We start from the raw sequence: 18,314 nt of genomic DNA, 5'->3' as shown, positions 1-18,314 counted from the left end.
GGACGGCGAGAGGGTCAGGCGAACGTCCGGACCGATCATCTTGCTCAGGACGGGCAGGGCGATGCGGTCATCGGCGGCAAGCGCGGTGGCCGCCTCGGCGGTCGGAACGGACAGACGACCGGCTAGAGCTCGCGCGGCTCGGTCCAGATGGTCTTCCCTCTGCTGGTGAACCGGCAGCCCCACCGGTCGGTGAGCTGGGCGACGAGGAACAGGCCGCGCCCGCCCTCGTCCGTCTCCCGCGCCCGGCGCAGGCGCGGCTGCGTACTGCTGGGGTCGGACACCTCGCACACGAGCACCCGGTCGCGGATCAGCCGGAGCCCGACCGGGCCGCCCGCGTAGCGGATCGCGTTCGTGACGAGTTCACTGACGACGAGCTCCGTCACGAAGCCCAGTTCGTCCAACTCCCAGTCGGCCAGCCGGTCCACCACCAGCTCACGAGCGTGCGCGACGAGGGACAGGTCGGGCTCAAGTTCCCACTCGGCGACCTGATCCGACGCGAGCGCGTGGGTGCGGGCGAGGAGCAGGGCGACGTCGTCGGCGGGCTCTTGAGGCAGCACGCTGTCGAAGATGTTCTGACTGATCTCGCCCAGGCTCCGGCTCGAGTTCGCGCCGGCGAGCGCGCCCCTCAGTCTCTCCATGCCTTCCTCGATGTCGCCGCCGCGGCTGTCGACGAGTCCGTCCGTGAAGAAGGCCAGCATGCTGCCGGGCTTTACTTCGAATTCCGTGACCTCAAAAGGCATACCGCCGACGCCCAGCGGCGGCCCCGGCGTCATGCCGACGAAGGCCGGCTCCCCGTCCGGCGACAGAAGGGCCGGCGGCGGATGTCCCGCTGTGGCGGCGACGCATCGACGCGTCACCGGGTCGTAGACGGCATAAAGGCACGTCGCTCCCAGCACCGCCGGCTCCGCGCGGGATTCACCCGTCATCTGCTCACTGGAGAGACCGAGCACGAGATCATCCAAGTGCGTGAGCAACTCACCCGGATCCAGATCGAGGTCGGCCAGGGTCTGCACCGCGGTCCGCAAGCGCGCCATGGCCGCGGTGGCCTCCAATCCACGGCCCACGACGTCCCCGACGACGAACGCCACGCGCAACGACGGCAGGGGGATCACGTCGAACCAGTCCCCGCCGACCCCGACACCGCCGCCCGCCGGCTGGTAGACCCCCACCGTCTCCGCGGCGGCCGAGTCCAAGGCCGACCGCGGCAGCAGGCTTCGCTGCAGGGCCACCACCGACCGGTGTTCTTTCGTGAAGCGGCGCGCGTTGTCCACGCCGAGCGCGGCCCTGGAGGCGACGTCCAGCAGGAGAGTGGCATCCTCCTGACCGAATGCGGACGGCAATCGACGGCGCCAGACCGTGACGCAACCAAGGATCAAACCCCGTGCGTAGAGTGGCACCGCCACAGAGGAGTGCGCCCCGTTCGGGATGAACAACGGCAGGCTTTCCGGATCCAGGCCAAGCGTCGCGCGCAGAACGGCAACGTCCGGCACCAGCACGGGCAGCCCCTTCATGAGGGGACGCATCAGCGCACTGTCCGATACGGGAGGAAGCGCCTCTCCCACCGCCAGGAGGTCCTCCGCGGAGATCTCCGGGCTCTGCGCCGCAGCGATCCGGCGCAGGCGAACGTTGCCGCTGGTGTCGAAGTGCGGGGGCTCGTCGCCCACCAGCACCTGCTCGGCGATATCCACGGTCGCCAGGTCGGCGAAATTGGGGACGAGCAGATTCACCAGGGTATCGGCCATATCGATCACGTCCAGGGAGGCGCCGATGCCCGCAGCGGCGGCCTGGGACAGCCCCATCCGGCGTCGCGACGCATCTCGGTCGGCTGTCTCCACCACCACGGTTTCCGCCGGCGTGGCCAGGACAAGCCACTGCGCGTCGGCGTCGGAATCGGCTCGAGTGCGAGCTGCAAGCCGGATGATCGTGCAGACCAGAGGGGCCTTCTGACCGGCATGATCGCCACCCGGAATGGTGGCCAGGCACCCGGCCGGTCCCGCATCCGTTCCGGCGCGCGGCAGCAGCCCCAGCAAGGGCACACAGGTCTGACCCGGCGAGCATTCCAGCAGCGTCGCAGCCAGCTCCGAACGTGCGATGACCACGCCTTCGTCGTCCAGGACGACCGCTGCCGCATCGCTGCCGGGCACCCAGGACAGCCCCGGGCCACGACGCTCCGGTTCACGCATGTCGCCGCCTCCACGCACCGTGACCTTCAGTATCGTCCCCGAGAGGAGGCCCGGCGACCTGCAGCAGAACCTCGCCCAGCGGCGCTCCCGCTACGGGTCGGTCATCGCGCGTCGGCGCTCAGTGACCTTGCCCGTAGCCGGACCGGGCCGCCCAGCGGCCGTCGTGGCGGCTGACCTCGATCGGGCGGCCGAAGCACGTGGTGAGCAGGTCTCCGGTCAGGACGGATGCGACCGGGCCCGTCGCATGGACGCGACCTTCGCGCAGCAGCAGCGCGTGGCTGGTGCTCGGGGCCAGTTCCTCCACGTGGTGGGTGACCGTGACGGTCGCCAGGTCCGGACGCCCGGTGGCGAGGCGGTGCAGGGCGTCGATCAGGTCCTCGCGGGAGGGCAGGTCGAGCGCGTTGAACGGCTCGTCGAGGAGCAGCAGGGACGGGTCGGCGATGAGCGCGCGGGCGATGAGGATGCGGGCGCGTTGGCCGCCCGAGCACACGCCGTACGGCCTGTCGGCCAAGTCTTTGCAATTCAGCTCGGCGAGCAGGTCGTGGGCGCGTACGCGGGTCTCGGCGTCGTACATGCGCCACAGCGGCTGGACGGTTCCGGTGGCTCCGGTCAGGACGATCGTGTGCGCGGTCTCGTCCTCGGGAACGCGCTGCGCGCTGGAGACCAGACCGATGCGCGCCCGCAGGGCGCGCATGTCCACGCGGCCGAGCCGGTGGCCGAGGACCTCGACGGTTCCGTCGGTGGGGTGCATCAGCGCACCGATCAGGCGCAGGATGGTCGTCTTGCCCGCGCCGTTCGCGCCGAGCAACGCCCAGTGCTCGCCGGAGCGTACGGTCCAGTCGATCCGGTCGAGTATCACCACCCCGGTGGTGAAGCGGCGCACGCTCGCGGCGTTGAGCGCGGCGACGGTCCGAGGCTGCGGGGGCGTGTCCATGGGCGCTCCTGCCGGGTGCTGATACGCGCAACGATGGCTGTACGGGCGACGCTTTTGCGCACGGTTGTGCGGCAGGTCGGCGCGCAGAATTGCAAGCCGCGTACACGCCGCCCAGTCATGCGCCTCACCCTTGCCTGATCATGCATCACATCGCGCCAACATGTCGACCGCCAGAGTCGCGCAATGCCCCGAAGCGCATAAAGGTCATGGAGATGGGCATCGAGGCAGTCCGCCACCGGCACAGCCGCTCCTAACTGGCATGGCCCGGTCTTCCCTCCCTGTTCGCCGCACAGGACCTACGGGCGAAGATGATCCGGAGGAAGCGCTGCGAGCTGCGCGGACCTGACCCGCTGTAGGCCCACTGTCCCCTATGTCTCTCAGTGCGCCCTGTTTCCGCTGTTCAGACCCGATTGTCAGACCCTCCCCGTAGCGTTGTGAGTCCTACTCGTGACGGCTGCGGGGAGCACCAATGGACGACGACCTTCAGATCGACAGCGACGAAGACCTCTTCCGTAACCCCGTCTACTACGAACCGGCCGGCCGCAACCTCGACCTGGACCGCGCCGACCTCGGCGTCCCGCAAGGCCAAGACCTCCTGAACGTGCTCTTGCGCATGCGAGGACGTGTCCCCGTCGAAAAGCGTGGGCTCATCTGCCCCGACTGCCGGGACCTCCGCGGCCGGCGCGTCCCCATGTACCTCGTCCAGCGTGACGGCATATTGCTCGCCTCCCACTACCGGAAACCCGGCGAGAAGCCCATCAGCCACGAGTCCGACGAGCACCTCGCCCGCAAGGAACGCGTCGCGAAAGACTCCGAAGATCACGGCTTCCGCGCCGACATCGAGTCACAGACCGCCGACGGGCACGCGCGCCTCGATGTGCGCATCAACGGTGCCAACGGCATCGTCCTGGGCTACGAGCCTCAGCTGAGCGCCCAGACAGCCCGCGGAATGCGCGCACGGGAGGGGTTCCGGCGCCGCGGCGGCATCCAGTCCGTCTGGGACTTCGCCGACCCCGACCACTCAGGCATCGGCACCGTCCCATACGTGCGCACGCCCAACCTGCCGGCCTCTGTCATCCGCGTGCAGAGGAACCCCATCGCGGTCCAGGACGGCAACTTCGTCCTGGAGGAGGGCCAGTGCAGCCAAAACGGCGCGCTCACCCGGTGCCCGGAGAAGCCCTACGACCCGGAGAACCCCACCGACGCCGGGTACTGCGGGGGCTGGCACCGCGTCCTCGTGCCCGCCCATCAGTCGAGCACCTACACGGGGGAAGGCGGCCTGACCCTCACCCAGTTCATCGTGGAAGCTGCGGCCGGTGAGCGGATCCCGTTCCAGCGAGGCGGCCACCACGGTTGGCTCCCCGCACAGCAGTGGCAGCAGTACCTCGAGGCGAACGGGCCCGCCCCGGACGACAAGGAGCGCCAACAATCTGTACGACAGGGGGACCGGCGCGACAGGTGCACCGAGGATCGTCCAGTGTCGGAGATGCGGGCTGAACCGAAGCAGAGACGTGGCAGCCGCGCGATCGTCCTTGAGTCCCGCCCCCGGGAAACCGAGGCCGCCAGGGTTCCGGTCGACGCGTCGGGTCAGGCGATCCCGCTCTGCCGCTACGGCTGCGGTCAGCCCGCAAGCCTTCCAGGACCCGAAGGGCTGCCCGAGCACTTCTCGTGCCGCAGGAAGCACGAGGCGTGAACTATCGGCCACCGCCGGGTGCAACTGCTGTACCACCGGCAGGCCAAGAACCTGCTGGCGGCCAATCCCTGCACCGGGATACGGATTCGGCAGAAGTAGACCTGAGAGGCGAAGCAAAGTTCTGTTCCCTGCTGCGTTCCTTTTGCGCCGCCTCAACCGCTAACGGGGCGTGCTCAACGCAGCGTAGTCAGCACCGAACCAGCACGGGGTGGGTGGCGAGGGGTGCCGACGTGGGGTTTTGGGTCAGCGCCGAACCAGCACGGGAGCCAGCACCGGACCTCCAGAACGGGCGTAATTCTGCAATTCCGACACGGTCGTCAGGCGGGGCGTCCGGGGCCGTGGAGCGCGGCGCCCTCGCGTGTGTGGTGGCCGGGCACATAGGAGGGGGCCTGAATGTGATGGGCAGCCACATATGCCGTTGACCTGGGGACTTCTACGTTGTGGCGACACCGATCGTCCCCGCAGACCCCCTGGAAGTGGTGTTCATGGCCTCCCCCGAGACCGCTCCCCCGACCGCCGGATCCATCAAGAGAATCGTCGCCGCCAGTCTCGTCGGGACCACGATCGAGTGGTACGACTTCTTCCTCTACGGCTCGGCGGCCGCCCTGGTGTTCAACACGCTCTTCTTCCCCTCCAGTGACCCGCTGGTGGGAACCCTGCTGGCCTTCCTGACGTACGCGGTCGGGTTCGCGGCCCGGCCGCTCGGCGGAGTCGTGTTCGGCCACTTCGGCGACCGGATCGGCCGCAAGAAGCTGCTGGTGCTCAGCCTGCTGATGATGGGCGGGGCCACCTTCGCGATGGGCCTGCTGCCGACCCATGCCTCCATCGGCGTCGGCGCTCCCGTCCTGCTGACCGTACTGCGCCTGGTCCAGGGCTTCGCCCTGGGCGGCGAATGGGGCGGCGCGGTCCTGCTGGTGTCCGAGCACGGCGGTGACAAGAGCCGCGGCTTCTGGGCCTCCTGGCCTCAGGCGGGCGCTCCCGGCGGCAACCTGCTCGCCACCGGGGTCCTGGCGCTGCTCGCCGCGGTCCAGTCCGACGAGGCCTTCCTCGCCTGGGGCTGGCGCATCCCGTTCCTGCTCTCCGGCGTGCTGGTCGTCATCGGCCTGTGGATCCGCATCTCGGTCACCGAGTCCCCGGTCTTCCTCGAAGCCCGGGAGAAGGCGGCCGAGCAGGCGGCGGCGGGCGTCAAGGACGAGCCCCCGGTCGTCGAGGTGTTCCGCAAGAGCTGGCGGGAGGTGCTCACCGCGATGGGCACGCGCTTCGGCGAGAACATCTCCTACTACGTCCTCACCGCGTTCATGCTCGTCTACGTCACCGTCCACCTGCAGCTCCCCAAGAGCGAGGCGCTCAACGCGGTGCTGATCGGCTCCGCGGTCCACTTCGTCACCATCCCGATGTGGGGTGCGCTCTCGGACCGCCTCGGCCGCCGCCCGGTCACCCTGATCGGCGCGCTCGGCATGGCCGGCTGGGCGTTCGCCTTCTTCGCCCTCCTCGACTCCCGGTCCTTCCCCGCCATCGCGTTCGCGGTCACCGTCGGCCTGCTCTTCCACGGCGCGATGTACGGCCCGCAGGCGGCCTTCATCTCCGAGATGTTCGACACCAGGGTCCGCTACTCCGGCGCCTCGATGGGCTCCCAGCTCGCCTCCATCGTCGGCGGCGCGCTCGCCCCGATCATCGCGGTGGAGCTGCTGAAGGACTACGGGAGCTCCATCCCGGTCTCCCTCTACCTCTGCCTCGCGGCGCTGGTCACCGCGGTGACCGTCTGGGCCGCCAAGGAGACCCTCGGCCGCGACCTGGCCGCGGACGGACTGCCCTCCGCCGCGGAGCGGGGCGGCAGCCGGTGGGAATCCGAGCCGATCGGCAACTGACCCCCGTATGCTCCCCGCCGTGACAGGACCAGGCACCCAGCACTCCCACACCGCCGTACGCCGGCTGCTCGACCTGCTGGCGGAGGGGGCACCGGCCGAGGACTACGGCCGCCCCTCCGCCGAGGCCCGGGAGGCCGGCGCCACGCCGGGCGAGCTGGCCGACATCGCCGAAGCCACCGGCGTGGCCCTGCACATCCGGCGGACCCTCAGCCAGCACCGCCGGCGCGAGGCGGAGCTGACGGCGTTGTTCGACACCGCGAGCGACCTCGCCGCGCTGCGCGATCTGGACGCCGTGCTCCGGGCGATCGTGCACCGGGCCAAGCTGCTCCTCGGCACCGACGTCACCTATCTCTCCCTCAACGACGAGGCCGCCGGCGATACGTACATGAGGGTCACGGACGGTTCGGTCGCCGCCGCGTTCCAGCAGGTGCGGCTCGGCATGGGCGAGGGGCTCGGCGGCCTGGTGGCCCAGACCGCCCGCCCCTACGCCACGGACGACTACCAGGCCGACTCCCGGTTCCACCACACGTCCACCATCGACCGTGCGGTCGGGCAGGAGGGGCTGCGGGCGATCCTGGGCGTGCCCCTGCGCGTCGGCGCCCGGATCATCGGCGTGCTGTACGCGGCGGACCGCGCCCGCCGGGAGTTCTCCCCGCAAGAGGTGGCGCTGCTCTCCTCGCTGGCCGACCACGCCGCCATCGCGATCGACGGGGCCCGGCTGCTGGAGGAGACCCGGGCCGCCCTGGCCGACCTCAACTCCGCCTCGGAGACGATCCGGGCCCACAGCGCGGACGTGCGCCGCGCGGAGCAGGCCCACGACCAGCTCACCGACCTCGTCCTGCGCGGTGGCGGAGCCGACGAGGTGGCGGCCGCCATCGCCGCCATCCTGGACGGCGCGATCGTCATCCACGACTCCCACGGAGCCGAGCTCGCCCGTGCCGGAAGCGGCCCCGTACCCCCGCCCGCGCAGGCCGTGGAGGCCTCCCGGGCCAGCGGCCGGGCCGTCCCGCAGGACGGGACCTGGGTGTGCGCGGTACTGGCCGGACCGGAACTGCTCGGCAGCATCGCCCTGACCGGGCGCGCCGGTCTGCCGGACACCGACCGGCTGCTGTTCGAGCGCGCGAGCGTCGTCACCGCGCTGCTGCTGTTGCTGCGCCGCTCCGTGGCGCAGACGGAGGACCGGGTACGCGGAGAACTCCTCACCGATCTCCTCGCCGCGACCACGGACCCGGGCGCCCTGACGGCCAGGGCGCAGCGGCTGGGGGTGGACCTGGCCCGCCGGCACTCCGTCCTCGTCATCCACGGTGACGTGGCGTCACGCCACCGCCTCCTCGCGGCGGCGGCCCGCAGCGGTGTGGCGCGCGGCGCGCTCGCCGGGCTCCACCTCGACCACGTGGTGCTCGTCGCTCCGGTGGAGACCCCCGGCCCGACCGCCAAGGCGCTGGCGGCCGAGCTGAGCCAGGCCGTGGGTTCCCCGGTCACCGTCGGCGCCGCGGGCCCGGCCGCCGGGCCCGCGGGGCTGTCCGCCGCGCACGGTGAGGCCCACCGCTGCCTGTCCGCCCTGCGCGCCCTGGGCCACGCCGGGCAGGGCGGGGCCCTGTCCGACCTGGGCTTCGTCGGGGTGCTCCTGGGCGGTCAGGCCGATCTGCTCGGATACGTACGGAACACGCTCGGTCCGCTGCTCGACTACGACGCCCGGCGCGGCACGGACCTGGTCCGCACCCTGGACGCGTACTTCGCGCAGGGCGGGAGCCTCACCAGGACGAGGGAGGCGCTGCACGTCCACGTCAACACCGTCGTGCAGCGCCTGGACCGGGTCGGCCGGCTCCTCGGCGAGGACTGGAACTCCCCCGCGCGCACCCTGGAGATACAGCTCGCGCTACGGCTGCACCGCCTCGCGCACGGACTCTGAGGACGTCACGGGGTGGCGTCGGGGCCGGGCCGGGAGTCGATCAGGCGGGCCAGTCCGTCCAGGACGCACTGGAGGCCGAAGGCCCAGATCGTCTCCGGGTGGTATCCGGCGACCGCGCTGCCGACGCGGCCGGCGAGCGGGTAGCGCTCCGGGTCCATGGCGCGCTCCAGCAGGGGTGCGCTGACGGCCCACCAGTCCTCCTGGCTCTGGTGGCTGTTGTGGGCGGCGTCGTCGGCGGCGGCCAGGGCGTGGGCGTGGACGAAGCCGAGGAGGTGGGTGAGGCCGGCGTCCATCTCGACGTCGGTGAGCCCGATGCCCTCGAAGGCCGCGAGCTCGTACTCGTACTTCCCGATCACTCCGGGGCCCAGCGGCGGGCGGGTGACCGCCAGGTCCGCGATCCAGGGGTGCCGGACGAGCAGGTCGCGGTTGTCGTCGGCGACGCGGGCGACCCGTACCCGCCAGGGCTCGCCCGGGTCCACCGGCCGGCGGTCCATCCGGTCGTAGGCCGCGTCCAGCATCAGGTCGAGCAGTTCGGCCTTGCCGGGGACGTACGTGTAGAGGGTCATCGGTGTCACGCCCAGGCGCTGGGCCAGTGCCCGCATGGTCAGCGCGGCCAGCCCCTCCTCGTCGGCGAGTGCGGTCGCCGCGCGGACCACGGTGTCCACGCTGAGGCCCTGCCGCGGGCCGCGGCGCACGGGCTGCGCCGGCTCTCCGGCCTCGCGCCACAGCAGTTCCATGGTGCGGACGGGGTCGCCCGCCCCGCTCCGGTCCTTCGCCATGTCCGTCCCTCCGTCGGTCGCCCACACGGGCAATAACTCAGTACGCAGTATAGAGTACAGTGTAGAGAGTAAGCTCGTGACACCGCCACCCCAAGGAGTTCCGTGCAGAACGCCGCCGACAGTCACCAGGTCATCCAGGTCCGCGGAGCGCGGGAGAACAACCTGGCGGACATATCGCTCGACATCCCCAAGCGCCGCCTCACGGTCTTCACCGGCGTCTCCGGCTCCGGGAAGTCCTCGCTCGTCTTCGGCACCATCGCCGCCGAGTCGCAGCGGATGATCAACGAGACGTACGCCGCCTTCATCCAGTCCTTCATGCCGAGCCTGGGCCGGCCGGACGTGGACCGGCTGCACAACCTGAGCGCCGCCATCGTCGTCGACCAGGAGCGGATGGGAGCGAACTCCCGTTCCACCGTGGGCACCGTGACCGACGCCTACACCATGCTCCGGATCGTCTTCTCCCGCCTCGGCTCGCCCCGCATCGGCACGTCGAGCGCCTTCAGCTTCAACACCCCCGACGGCATGTGCCCGCGCTGCGAGGGCGTCGGCCAGGTCTCCGACATCGACGTGGACCAGCTGATCGACCGGGAACTCTCCCTCGACGAGGGCGCGATCACCGTCCCGGGCTACGCCGTGGACTCCTGGTACTGGCAGGTCATGGCCAACTCCGGCTTCTACTCCCCCGGGACGAAGCTGAAGGACTTCTCCGAGCGGGAGTGGGCCGACTTCCTGCACAAGGAGCCGGTGAAGGTGAAGGTCGGCCCCAACAACTTCACCTACGAGGGCCTGATCACCAAGATCACCCGGACGTACCTGTCCAAGGACCGCGAGTCGATGCAGCCCCACATCCGGGCCTTCGTGGACCGCGCCGTCGTCTTCGCCGACTGTCCGGACTGCGGCGGCACCCGGCTGTCCGCGGCCGCGCTCTCCTCCCGCATCGACGGGGTGAACATCGCCGACTGCGCGTCGATGCAGATCAGCGAGCTCGCCGCGTTCGTCCGCGGGATCGACGACCCGGGCGTGGCCCCGCTGCTGGCCGGCCTCGGGGACCTTCTCGACTCCCTCGTCGAGATCGGCCTGGGGTACCTCAGCCTGGACCGCCCCTCCGGCACGCTGTCCGGCGGCGAGGCGCAGCGCGTCAAGATGGTGCGCCACCTGGGGTCCTCGCTCACGGACATCACGTACGTCTTCGACGAGCCGACGACCGGACTGCACCCGCACGACATCCGGCGCATGAACGACCTGCTGCTGCGGCTGCGCGACAAGGGCAACACCGTGCTCGTCGTGGAGCACAAGCCGGAGGTCATCGCGATCGCCGACCACGTCGTCGATCTCGGCCCCGGCGCGGGCACGGCCGGCGGGCAGCTCTGCTACAGCGGGGACGTGGCCGGACTGCGCACCTCCGGCACGCTCACCGGCCGCCACCTCGGACACCGGGCGCGGCTGCGGGAGTCGGTGCGCACCCCGCGCGGGCACCTGTCGGTCAAGGGGGCGGACCTGCACAACCTGAAGGACGTCAGCGTGGAGGTGCCGCTCGGGGTGCTGGCGGTGGTGACGGGGGTCGCGGGATCCGGGAAGAGCTCGCTGATCCACGGCTACCTGGCCGGGCGGGACGGGGTGGTGGTGGCCGACCAGTCGGCGATCCGCGGCTCGCGCCGGTCCAACCCGGCCACGTACACCGGGCTGCTGAACCCGATCCGGACCGCCTTCGCCAAGGCCAACGGGGTCAAGCCGGCGCTGTTCAGCGCGAATTCGGAGGGTGCCTGCCCGAAGTGCAACGGCCTCGGGCTGGTCTACACGGACCTGGCGATGATGGCCGGGGTGGCCTCGGTCTGCGAGGAGTGCGAGGGCAGGCGGTTCACCCCGAAGGTGCTGACGTACGAGCTCCGCGGCAAGAACATCAGCGAGGTGCTGGCCATGCCGGTCGCGGAGGCGTACGCCTTCTTCCCCGGCGGGCAGGCGCGGGCGATCCTGGGACGGCTGGTCGACGTCGGCCTGTCGTACCTGCGGCTCGGCCAGCCGCTCAACACCCTGTCGGGCGGCGAGCGGCAGCGGCTCAAGCTCGCCATCAACATGGCGGAGAAGGCCTCGACGTACATCCTGGACGAGCCGACGACCGGCCTGCACATGGCCGATGTCGACAAGCTGCTGGCCCTGCTGGACCGGCTCGTCGACGACGGGAACTCGGTGATCGTCATCGAGCACCACCAGGCGGTGATGGCGCACGCCGACTGGCTGATCGACATCGGTCCGGGCGGCGGGCACGCCGGCGGCGAGGTCGTCTTCGAGGGCACTCCGGCGGCACTGGTGGCCGAGGCGGACACCCTGACCGCCCGCCACCTGCGGGAGTACGTCTCCGCCTCCGCCTCCGAGTAGCGTCCGACCCACGCCGAGAACGCCGTACGCGCAATGCGTACGGCGTTCGCAGGTGCGTTAGGGTGGTGGCATGCCAGCCGATGAGAAGCAGCAGAGTCCCGGCGCGTCCACCGCCTCCCCGGTCCCCTCCGTCTGGACCCGTCCGCGCCGCAAGGAGCAGCAGCCGGCGCTCAGCCGGGACCAGATCGTCGCGGCGGCCGTGCGCCTGCTCGACGCCGAGGGCATCGAGGCGCTGAGCATGCGCAAGCTCGGCACCGAGATGGGGGCGGCGGCCACCTCCCTGTACCGGCACGTGGCCAACAAGGACGAGCTCATCGAGCTGGTCGTGGACGAGGTCTACGGCGAGCTGGAGGTGCCGGAGATCACCGACCCCGGGGCCTGGCGCGAGGCCCTCGCGCGCAGCGGTCACAGCCTGCGCGACATGGTCCTGCGCCACCCCTGGGTGGCTTCCGTCCTCGGCCAGGTCGGACTGGCCTACCTGGGCCCGAACCTGATGCGCCTGTCGGAGCGGATGCTGCGGCTGGCGCAGGCGGCCGGCTTCCCGCCCGCCGAGGCGGAGCTCGCGATGAAGGCCGTCATCTCCTACGTCATCGGCGCCACCACCAGCGAGGCCTCCTACCTGTCCCTCCTCGCCCGCAGCGGGAAGAGCGAGGCGGAGTGGCTGGAGTCGCTGCTGCCCGCGGCCCAGGAGGCGCTGGGGGACCACCCGTTGACGCACGACCACGCCGCGGCGAAGCGCGGCACGGACCCGGCGCGGATGCGCGAGGAGAACTTCGACTACGGACTCCAGCGGGTCCTGGACGGCCTGGAGGCCCGGCTCAGCCGCGGCTGACACCCCTCTCCGGGAAGCGCAGTTCGCGGCCTTCGCCGAGCGGGGCGAAGAACCGCTCCACGTCCGCGCCGGTGACCTCGGCCAGGGTCGGCGGGGACCAGCGCGGGCGCCGGTCCTTGTCGATGACCTGGGCGCGGATGCCCTCCACCAGGTCGGGCGAGCTCAGCCCGTTGCAGGAGACCCGGAACTCCTGGGCCAGCACTCGCTCCAGCGTGCCGAGGCCGGCGGCCCGGCGCAGGGCGGCGAGGGTGACCTTCAGCGCGGTCGGGGACTTGGCCAGGATCGTCTCGGCGGCCTCCTTGGCGGCCGGCTCCCCCTGGCCGAGCAGCCGCTCCACGATCTCCTCGACCGTGTCGGCCGCGTAGCAGTGGTCGATCCAGGGCCGCCGGCCGGCGAGTTCACCGGGCGGCGGCGTGGCGGCGTACCGCGGCAGCACCTCGTGGACGGGGGCGCCGGCGAGGGCGGCGGTCAGCTCCGGCAGCCGGGCGGCGGGGACGAAGTGGTCGGCAAGCCCGCAGAGCAGTGCGTCGGCGGCGCCCACGGCGGAGCCGGTGAGGGCGAGATGGGTGCCGAGCCGGCCGGGGGCGCGGCCGAGCAGCCAGGTGCCGCCGACGTCGGGGACGAAGCCGATGCCGGTCTCGGGCATGGCGACGCGGGAGCGTTCGGTGACGATCCGGACGGTGCCGTGGGCCGAGATGCCGACGCCGCCGCCCATGACGATGCCGTCCATGAGGGCCACGTACGGCTTGGGGTAGCGGGCGATGCGGGCGTTGAGCCGGTACTCGTCCCGCCAGAAGTCCGCCGAGGCGGTGGTGCCGGCCTTGGCGTCGTCGTGAATGGCCCGGATGTCCCCGCCCGCGCACAGCCCGCGCTCCCCGGCCCCGCGGATCAGGACCTGGTGGACGGCGGGGTCCTCCGCCCAGGCGGCGAGCGCCTCGTCGATCCGCAGCACCATGGGGTGGGTGAGGGAATTGAGGGCCTTGGGGCGATTGAGGGTGACCACGCCCGTCCGGCCCTCGACGTGGAGCAGGACCGTGCTGTCGGTGGTGCCGGAGTTCCCGGCGGTGTCGTCGCTCTTCACAGCGATCAGTATGTCGAGCCGATGCCGGACTGCCGGCTCCACCTCGGGGCCGTCCGCGTCAGTCGCGGGGGCGGGACCGGTGGGCCCGCCAGGCGGCCAGGGCCTCGGCGCGGGCTCCGTCCGGGTGCCGGGCGTGCCAGTCGCGCAGGAAGCGGTTGAACTCGAACTGGGCGCCCACCTCCCGGGGTTCGGCCGCCTGCGCGCGGGTGGCGTGCCAGTGGGCGACGGCCTCGGCGAGGGTGTGCCCCGCATGCCGGGCGACGTACTCCCGCATGAAGGCGTCGAAGTGGAAGGCGGGACCGATCTCCCGCACGAAGTACTCCCGCAGCACCTGGCTGCACCGCTGCCCCTGCGGGATCACGGTCGAACCGTCGACGGGAGCGGCGAGCCCCCGCCCTGCGCGGCGGGGCGCGGGGGCCGCCGGGGCGGTGGATACGGGGGCCGGGAGGCCGTCGAGCGCGGCGGCGAGCCGGGCCGTGACGGCGGCCTTGCCACCCCCTGCGGACAGGCCCATCCGGCGTGCCAGCGCGCTCAGTTCGGCCAGCGTCCAGTACCAGCGCAGCAGCTCCGCCCCGGTCAGCGCCGCGGTCAGGGCAGGCCGGGATTCCCCTGTATTCGTACTCACGTTCCCATATTAAGGGGGCGCGAGGCAGGCGGCGAACACGGCGGCGCCGCCAAGGAGCCAACCCGCAGGTTCTGCCCAATGTCCTTTATCTTCGGACATGTCCAGTCCAGTCGCCCCGACGGAGGCCCCATGACCGACGACCCGAACCGCCTCACCCTCGGCGAGGACACGGCCCTGGTCCTCATCGACCTCCAGACGGGCATCCTGGGCATGCCCATCGCCAGGCCCGCCCCCGAGATCCTCGAGAAGGGCATCGCGCTCGCCGAGGCGTTCCGCGCCCACCGGCTGCCCGTGGTCCTGGTCAAGGTGGCCTGGTCCCCCGACGGCGGCGATCTGCCCACCGCCAACGTGGACCGCCCCGGTCCGGCCGCCGCCCCGCCGCCCGCGTTCTCCGAGATCCCCGCGGAACTCGCCGCCCTCGGCGACGCGGTCGTCACCAAGCGGCACTGGGGCGCCTTCACCGGCACCGAGCTCGACCTCCAGCTGCGCCGCCGCGGCATCCACCGCATCGTCCTGGCCGGCATCTCGACCAGCGCCGGCGTCGAGTCCACCGCCCGTACGGCGTGGGAGCTCAGCTACGACCTGGTCTTCGCGGAGGACGCCACCGCCGACACGGACCCCGATTCGCACGCCCACACCTTCGGCAAGATCTTCCCGCGCATCGGCAAGGTCAGCAGCACCGACGAGGTCATCGCGGCCCTGCGGTCCCCTTCCTAGACGGGGGTCCCCTTCCTGGACGGGGGTCCCCTTCCTGGACGGGCGCGGGTGCGGCCGGGTGCCGTGGGCGCCGTACGGGGGGGGTAGGCCCGACCGGCTCCCGGTCAGCCGAAGCCGATGTTGAGCAGGACGATGCCCGCCAGGACGGTGGCGCTCGCCGCCAGCCGCACCCGGCCGAGGCGCTCGCGGAAGATCACGCTGCCGATCAGGGCGGCGAACACGATGCTCGTCTCGCGCAGCGCCGACACGCCGGCCAGTGAGCCGTGGGCCTGGGCCCAGACCACCAGCCCGTACGCGGACAGCGAGAGCACGCCGCCGATCAGGCCGCGGGCCGCGACCGGCCGCAGCTCGGTCAGCAGGGACCGCCGGCGAACGGCGAGGGCGATCAGCGGAATGACCGGTGCCTGCAGCAGCAGGGTCCAGGCGACGTAGCCGGGCACGGTGTCGGAGCGGCGTACGCCGACCCCGTCCAGCAGCGTGTAACAGGCGATCAGCACGCCCGTGCCGAGGGCGGCGGAGAGGGCGGGCAGGTGGCTGCGGCCCGGTACTCCGTTGGCCAGGGTGAGGCCGATCAGTCCGGCCGAGATGACGAGCACGCCCGCCAGCTCCCCGCCGGGCAGCGCCTGGCCCAGGAGCAGGGTGGCGGCCACGGCGACCACCCAGGGCGAGGTGCCGCGCGCGATCGGGTACATCTGGCCGAAGTCGCCCAGCTTGTACGCCTGCAGCAGCATCAGCTGGTAGAAGACCTGCAGTGCGGCCGAGCCCGCCATGAAGGGCCAGGCGGCGGCGGGCGGCACCGGGACGAAGCAGACCGACACGATCGCGAACAGCAGGTACGCGAGGTTGATCAGGGCGAAGCCGAGCAGTTTGTCCGTGATCGCGTGCGCCACTGCGTTCCAGCTCGCGTGCAGGAGCGCGGCGAACAGGACGACGACGGGGACGAGTGCCGCGAAGGACGGCGAGGCCTGGACGGCCAGGGGCGTGAGGGGGTCCATGAGTGGCTCCAGAGAGCGGACGCGGTGGCGTGGCGCCGGTGCAGGCCCGGAGTTCGGCGGCTCCGCGGCTGTGGCGGGTCCGCATCGGGCGGGCGGCCGGTGCTTCGCGGCGCTGGGTGGTGCGCGAGGTACGGGGGCGCGGACGGAACCACTGCCCCGAGCCTGGTGAGGCGCGGGCGGTCCGCCGGTCGGGGTCAACCCGATGATCTTGCCAGTCCGGATCACCCCGGATGTGGACCCCCGATGAATTCCGGATGACCCGCCCCGAGGGGGAGTTCACCCGTAACCGGGAGGACTCCCGCGGGTTAGCAGCGCGGAAGACGAGGGAGTCCGCATGGCACAGCAACACACGAAGTCCCTGCGGCTGCGCCTCCGGTACCGGTTCGACAATCTGGTGGCAGGGGGCACGGCCGCCCTCATCGGCTGGCTCGCCCTGGCCTGCCTCGCCGTCGTGATCCCGGCGAGCACGGTGCTCGTCTGGGCCGACCGCGGCGCTCCCACGACGCTCTCCGGCCGGCTGACGGCCGTGTGGGTCAGCGTCGGACAGACGCTCAAGATCGGCGGCGCGGTCGGCTCCCCCGTCTACGTGCTGGCCTCGGTGACGCTCGCGCTGGTCGCGCTGCTGTTCGTGTCCACCCTGGTCAGCCTGATCACCACCGGCATCAACGGGCGGATCATGTCGCTGCGCCGCGGCCACTCCACCGTCCTGGAGGCGGGGCACACCGTCGTCCTCGGATGGTCCGATCAGATCTTCCCCGTGATCGGGGAGCTGGTGGCCGCCAACGCCAACCAGCGCCGGTCGGCCGTCGCCGTGCTCGCCCCGAAGGACAAGGTGGAGATGGAGGACGAGATCTCCGCCTTCACCACGGGTGCCGGTACGGGGACCGGCACGACGCGGATCGTCTGCCGCAGCGGCCGCACCACGGATCCCACGGTGCTGGCCCGGGTGAGCCCGCAGACCGCGAAGGCCGTGCTCGTCCTGCCTCCCGCCGGGGAGGCGGGCGACGCCCACGTGGTGAAGACCCTGCTCGCCCTCGACGCGGCGGTTCCCGGGCCCGGTGACGCGGTGGTGGTCGCCGCCGTCCGTGACACCCGCAACCACCTCACCGCCCGGCTGGCGGCCGGGCCCGGCGGCCACGTCCTGTGCGTCGACGACATCATCGCGCGGCTCCTCGTACAGACCGCGCGCCAGCCCGGACTCTCCCTCGTCTACCAGGAGTTACTCGACTTCGAAGGCGACGAGTTCTACACCGCCGCCGCCCGGGGTCTCGCCGGACGCACCTTCGGCGAGGCCCTTCTCGCGTTCACCACGTCCTCGGTGGTCGGGCTGCTGCGCGCCGGCGGCGGCGTCGTCCTCAACCCGGATCCCGGTACCGCGATCGGCGCGAGCGACCGGATCGTCGTCATCACCGCGGACGACGACACGGCCGTGCAGCAGGACGCGGCCGCCTGGGTCGACGAGGACGCGATCGTGACGGCCCGCCCGAGGGACCCGCTGCCCGAACGCCTGCTCCTCCTCGGCTGGAACCGCCGCGCCCCGCTCGTCCTGGACCAGCTCGACCGGTTCGTGAGCCCCGGAACCACCCTGGACGTGGTGGCTCTCGGCGGCGAAACGACCCTGCACACCCCCTCCGAGGCCGCCGGGGTGCGCAGCCGTCTCGAAGTGTCCTTCCACGGCGGGGACATCACCGATCCCGAGGTCCTGGCCAAGCTGGACGTGCCGTCGTACGACAGCGTGATCGTGATCGGCGAGGCGGCGCCCGGGACGGGGGCGGCCACCGGCCCCGGCGACGCCGGCACCGTGACGGACTGCGAGACGGACAGCGAGACGGACAGCGAGACGGACGACCGTACGCTGGTCACGCTGCTGCACCTGCGGGCGATCGGGGAGGCCGCGCAGCGGGAACTCGCGCTCACCACCGAGATGTCGGACGACGGCAACCGGCTGCTGGCCCCCGCCCGGGACGGCGCCGACTTCATCGTCAGCGGCCGGCTCATCAGTCTCCTCATGACCCAGATCTCGGAGAGCCGCTACCTGGCCGACGTGTTCGAGGAGCTCTTCAGGGCGGAGGGGAACGAGCTCTACCTGAAGCCGGTCGCCGACTACGTCCGGACCGGCCGCGAGGTGCCGTTCGCCACCCTCGTCGAGTCGGCGCGCCGCCGCGGTGAATGCGCGGTCGGCTACCGGCTGCGCGCGCAGGCCGCCACGGGCCCCGGCTTCGGGGTACGGCTCAATCCCGACAAGCGGCAGCGGGTCCGCTTCGGCGAGCACGACTGGCTGATCGTGCTCGCCGAAAGCTGAGGCCCGCCCGAAAGCCG

General features: G+C 71.7%; 13 protein-coding genes. 7 read left to right on the top strand and 6 right to left on the bottom strand.

The features are described 5' to 3' along the window. Nucleotides 1–122: 122 nt before the first annotated feature. Nucleotides 123–2,183, bottom strand: a complete 2,061-nt coding sequence (locus ACIPYQ_RS37395) for a SpoIIE family protein phosphatase (RefSeq protein ID WP_401258698.1) — start codon at nucleotides 2,181–2,183, stop codon at nucleotides 123–125. Nucleotides 2,184–2,301: 118 nt separating this feature from the next. After that, nucleotides 2,302–3,117 carry an ABC transporter ATP-binding protein gene (locus ACIPYQ_RS37390; RefSeq protein ID WP_401258696.1) on the bottom strand — a complete coding sequence of 272 codons (816 nt, stop codon included), beginning with the start codon at nucleotides 3,115–3,117 and terminating at the stop codon, nucleotides 2,302–2,304. A 469-nt stretch (nucleotides 3,118–3,586) separates the two neighbouring features. Between ACIPYQ_RS37390 and ACIPYQ_RS37385 the strand changes: the two genes are divergently transcribed. From ACIPYQ_RS37385 to ACIPYQ_RS37375, 3 genes are all read left to right on the top strand, one after another. Then, the gene (locus ACIPYQ_RS37385) at nucleotides 3,587–4,810 is read left to right on the top strand and encodes a hypothetical protein (protein WP_401258695.1); all 1,224 of its coding nucleotides are present in this window, start codon (nucleotides 3,587–3,589) and stop codon (nucleotides 4,808–4,810) included. A gap of 485 nt (nucleotides 4,811–5,295) precedes the next feature. Further along, entirely contained in the window at nucleotides 5,296–6,678 is a 1,383-nt protein-coding gene (locus ACIPYQ_RS37380; RefSeq protein WP_401258733.1) for an MFS transporter, read from the top strand. A 7-nt stretch (nucleotides 6,679–6,685) separates the two neighbouring features. Beyond that, on the top strand, nucleotides 6,686–8,590 hold the full coding sequence (locus ACIPYQ_RS37375) for a helix-turn-helix domain-containing protein (protein ID WP_401258694.1): 1,905 nt from the start codon (nucleotides 6,686–6,688) through the stop codon (nucleotides 8,588–8,590). A gap of 5 nt (nucleotides 8,591–8,595) precedes the next feature. On the opposite strand, the gene ACIPYQ_RS37370 is transcribed toward ACIPYQ_RS37375, so the two are convergent. After that, on the bottom strand, nucleotides 8,596–9,369 hold the full coding sequence (locus ACIPYQ_RS37370) for a TetR/AcrR family transcriptional regulator (RefSeq protein WP_401258693.1): 774 nt from the start codon (nucleotides 9,367–9,369) through the stop codon (nucleotides 8,596–8,598). Nucleotides 9,370–9,471: 102 nt separating this feature from the next. On the opposite strand from ACIPYQ_RS37370, the gene ACIPYQ_RS37365 reads away from it, so the two are divergent. Together ACIPYQ_RS37365 and ACIPYQ_RS37360 are read left to right on the top strand one after the other, a co-directional pair. After that, nucleotides 9,472–11,745 (top strand): ATP-binding cassette domain-containing protein, encoded by a 2,274-nt coding sequence (locus ACIPYQ_RS37365; protein ID WP_401258691.1) that lies wholly within the window; start codon nucleotides 9,472–9,474, stop codon nucleotides 11,743–11,745. A 70-nt stretch (nucleotides 11,746–11,815) separates the two neighbouring features. Further along, on the top strand, nucleotides 11,816–12,577 hold the full coding sequence (locus ACIPYQ_RS37360) for a TetR/AcrR family transcriptional regulator (RefSeq protein WP_361756319.1): 762 nt from the start codon (nucleotides 11,816–11,818) through the stop codon (nucleotides 12,575–12,577). On the opposite strand, the gene ACIPYQ_RS37355 is transcribed toward ACIPYQ_RS37360, so the two are convergent. Together ACIPYQ_RS37355 and ACIPYQ_RS37350 are read right to left on the bottom strand one after the other, a co-directional pair. Next, the gene (locus ACIPYQ_RS37355; RefSeq protein WP_401258731.1) at nucleotides 12,564–13,664 is read right to left on the bottom strand and encodes an enoyl-CoA hydratase/isomerase family protein; all 1,101 of its coding nucleotides are present in this window, start codon (nucleotides 13,662–13,664) and stop codon (nucleotides 12,564–12,566) included. The genes ACIPYQ_RS37360 and ACIPYQ_RS37355 overlap by 14 nt on opposite strands. Before the next feature lie 52 nt (nucleotides 13,665–13,716). Beyond that, the gene (locus ACIPYQ_RS37350) at nucleotides 13,717–14,283 is read right to left on the bottom strand and encodes a DUF6434 domain-containing protein (protein ID WP_401258690.1); all 567 of its coding nucleotides are present in this window, start codon (nucleotides 14,281–14,283) and stop codon (nucleotides 13,717–13,719) included. Nucleotides 14,284–14,412: 129 nt separating this feature from the next. On the opposite strand from ACIPYQ_RS37350, the gene ACIPYQ_RS37345 reads away from it, so the two are divergent. Next, entirely contained in the window at nucleotides 14,413–15,000 is a 588-nt protein-coding gene (locus ACIPYQ_RS37345; RefSeq protein WP_327412316.1) for an isochorismatase family protein, read from the top strand. A gap of 104 nt (nucleotides 15,001–15,104) precedes the next feature. Here the strand turns inward: ACIPYQ_RS37345 and ACIPYQ_RS37340 are convergent, their stop codons facing one another. Then, nucleotides 15,105–15,995 (bottom strand): EamA family transporter, encoded by an 891-nt coding sequence (locus ACIPYQ_RS37340; protein WP_401258688.1) that lies wholly within the window; start codon nucleotides 15,993–15,995, stop codon nucleotides 15,105–15,107. A gap of 334 nt (nucleotides 15,996–16,329) precedes the next feature. Here ACIPYQ_RS37340 and ACIPYQ_RS37335 point away from each other — a divergent pair, with 334 nt between their 5' ends. Beyond that, a complete protein-coding gene (locus ACIPYQ_RS37335; RefSeq protein WP_401258687.1) occupies nucleotides 16,330–18,297 on the top strand; it encodes an NAD-binding lipoprotein in 1,968 nt (655 codons plus the stop codon). The last annotated feature ends 17 nt before the right edge of the window (nucleotides 18,298–18,314 follow it).

This window comes from Streptomyces sp. NPDC090045 (genome assembly GCF_044747975.1).
Lineage (GTDB): Bacteria > Actinomycetota > Actinomycetes > Streptomycetales > Streptomycetaceae > Streptomyces.
This window is presented reverse-complemented; position numbering and strand designations above follow the sequence as displayed.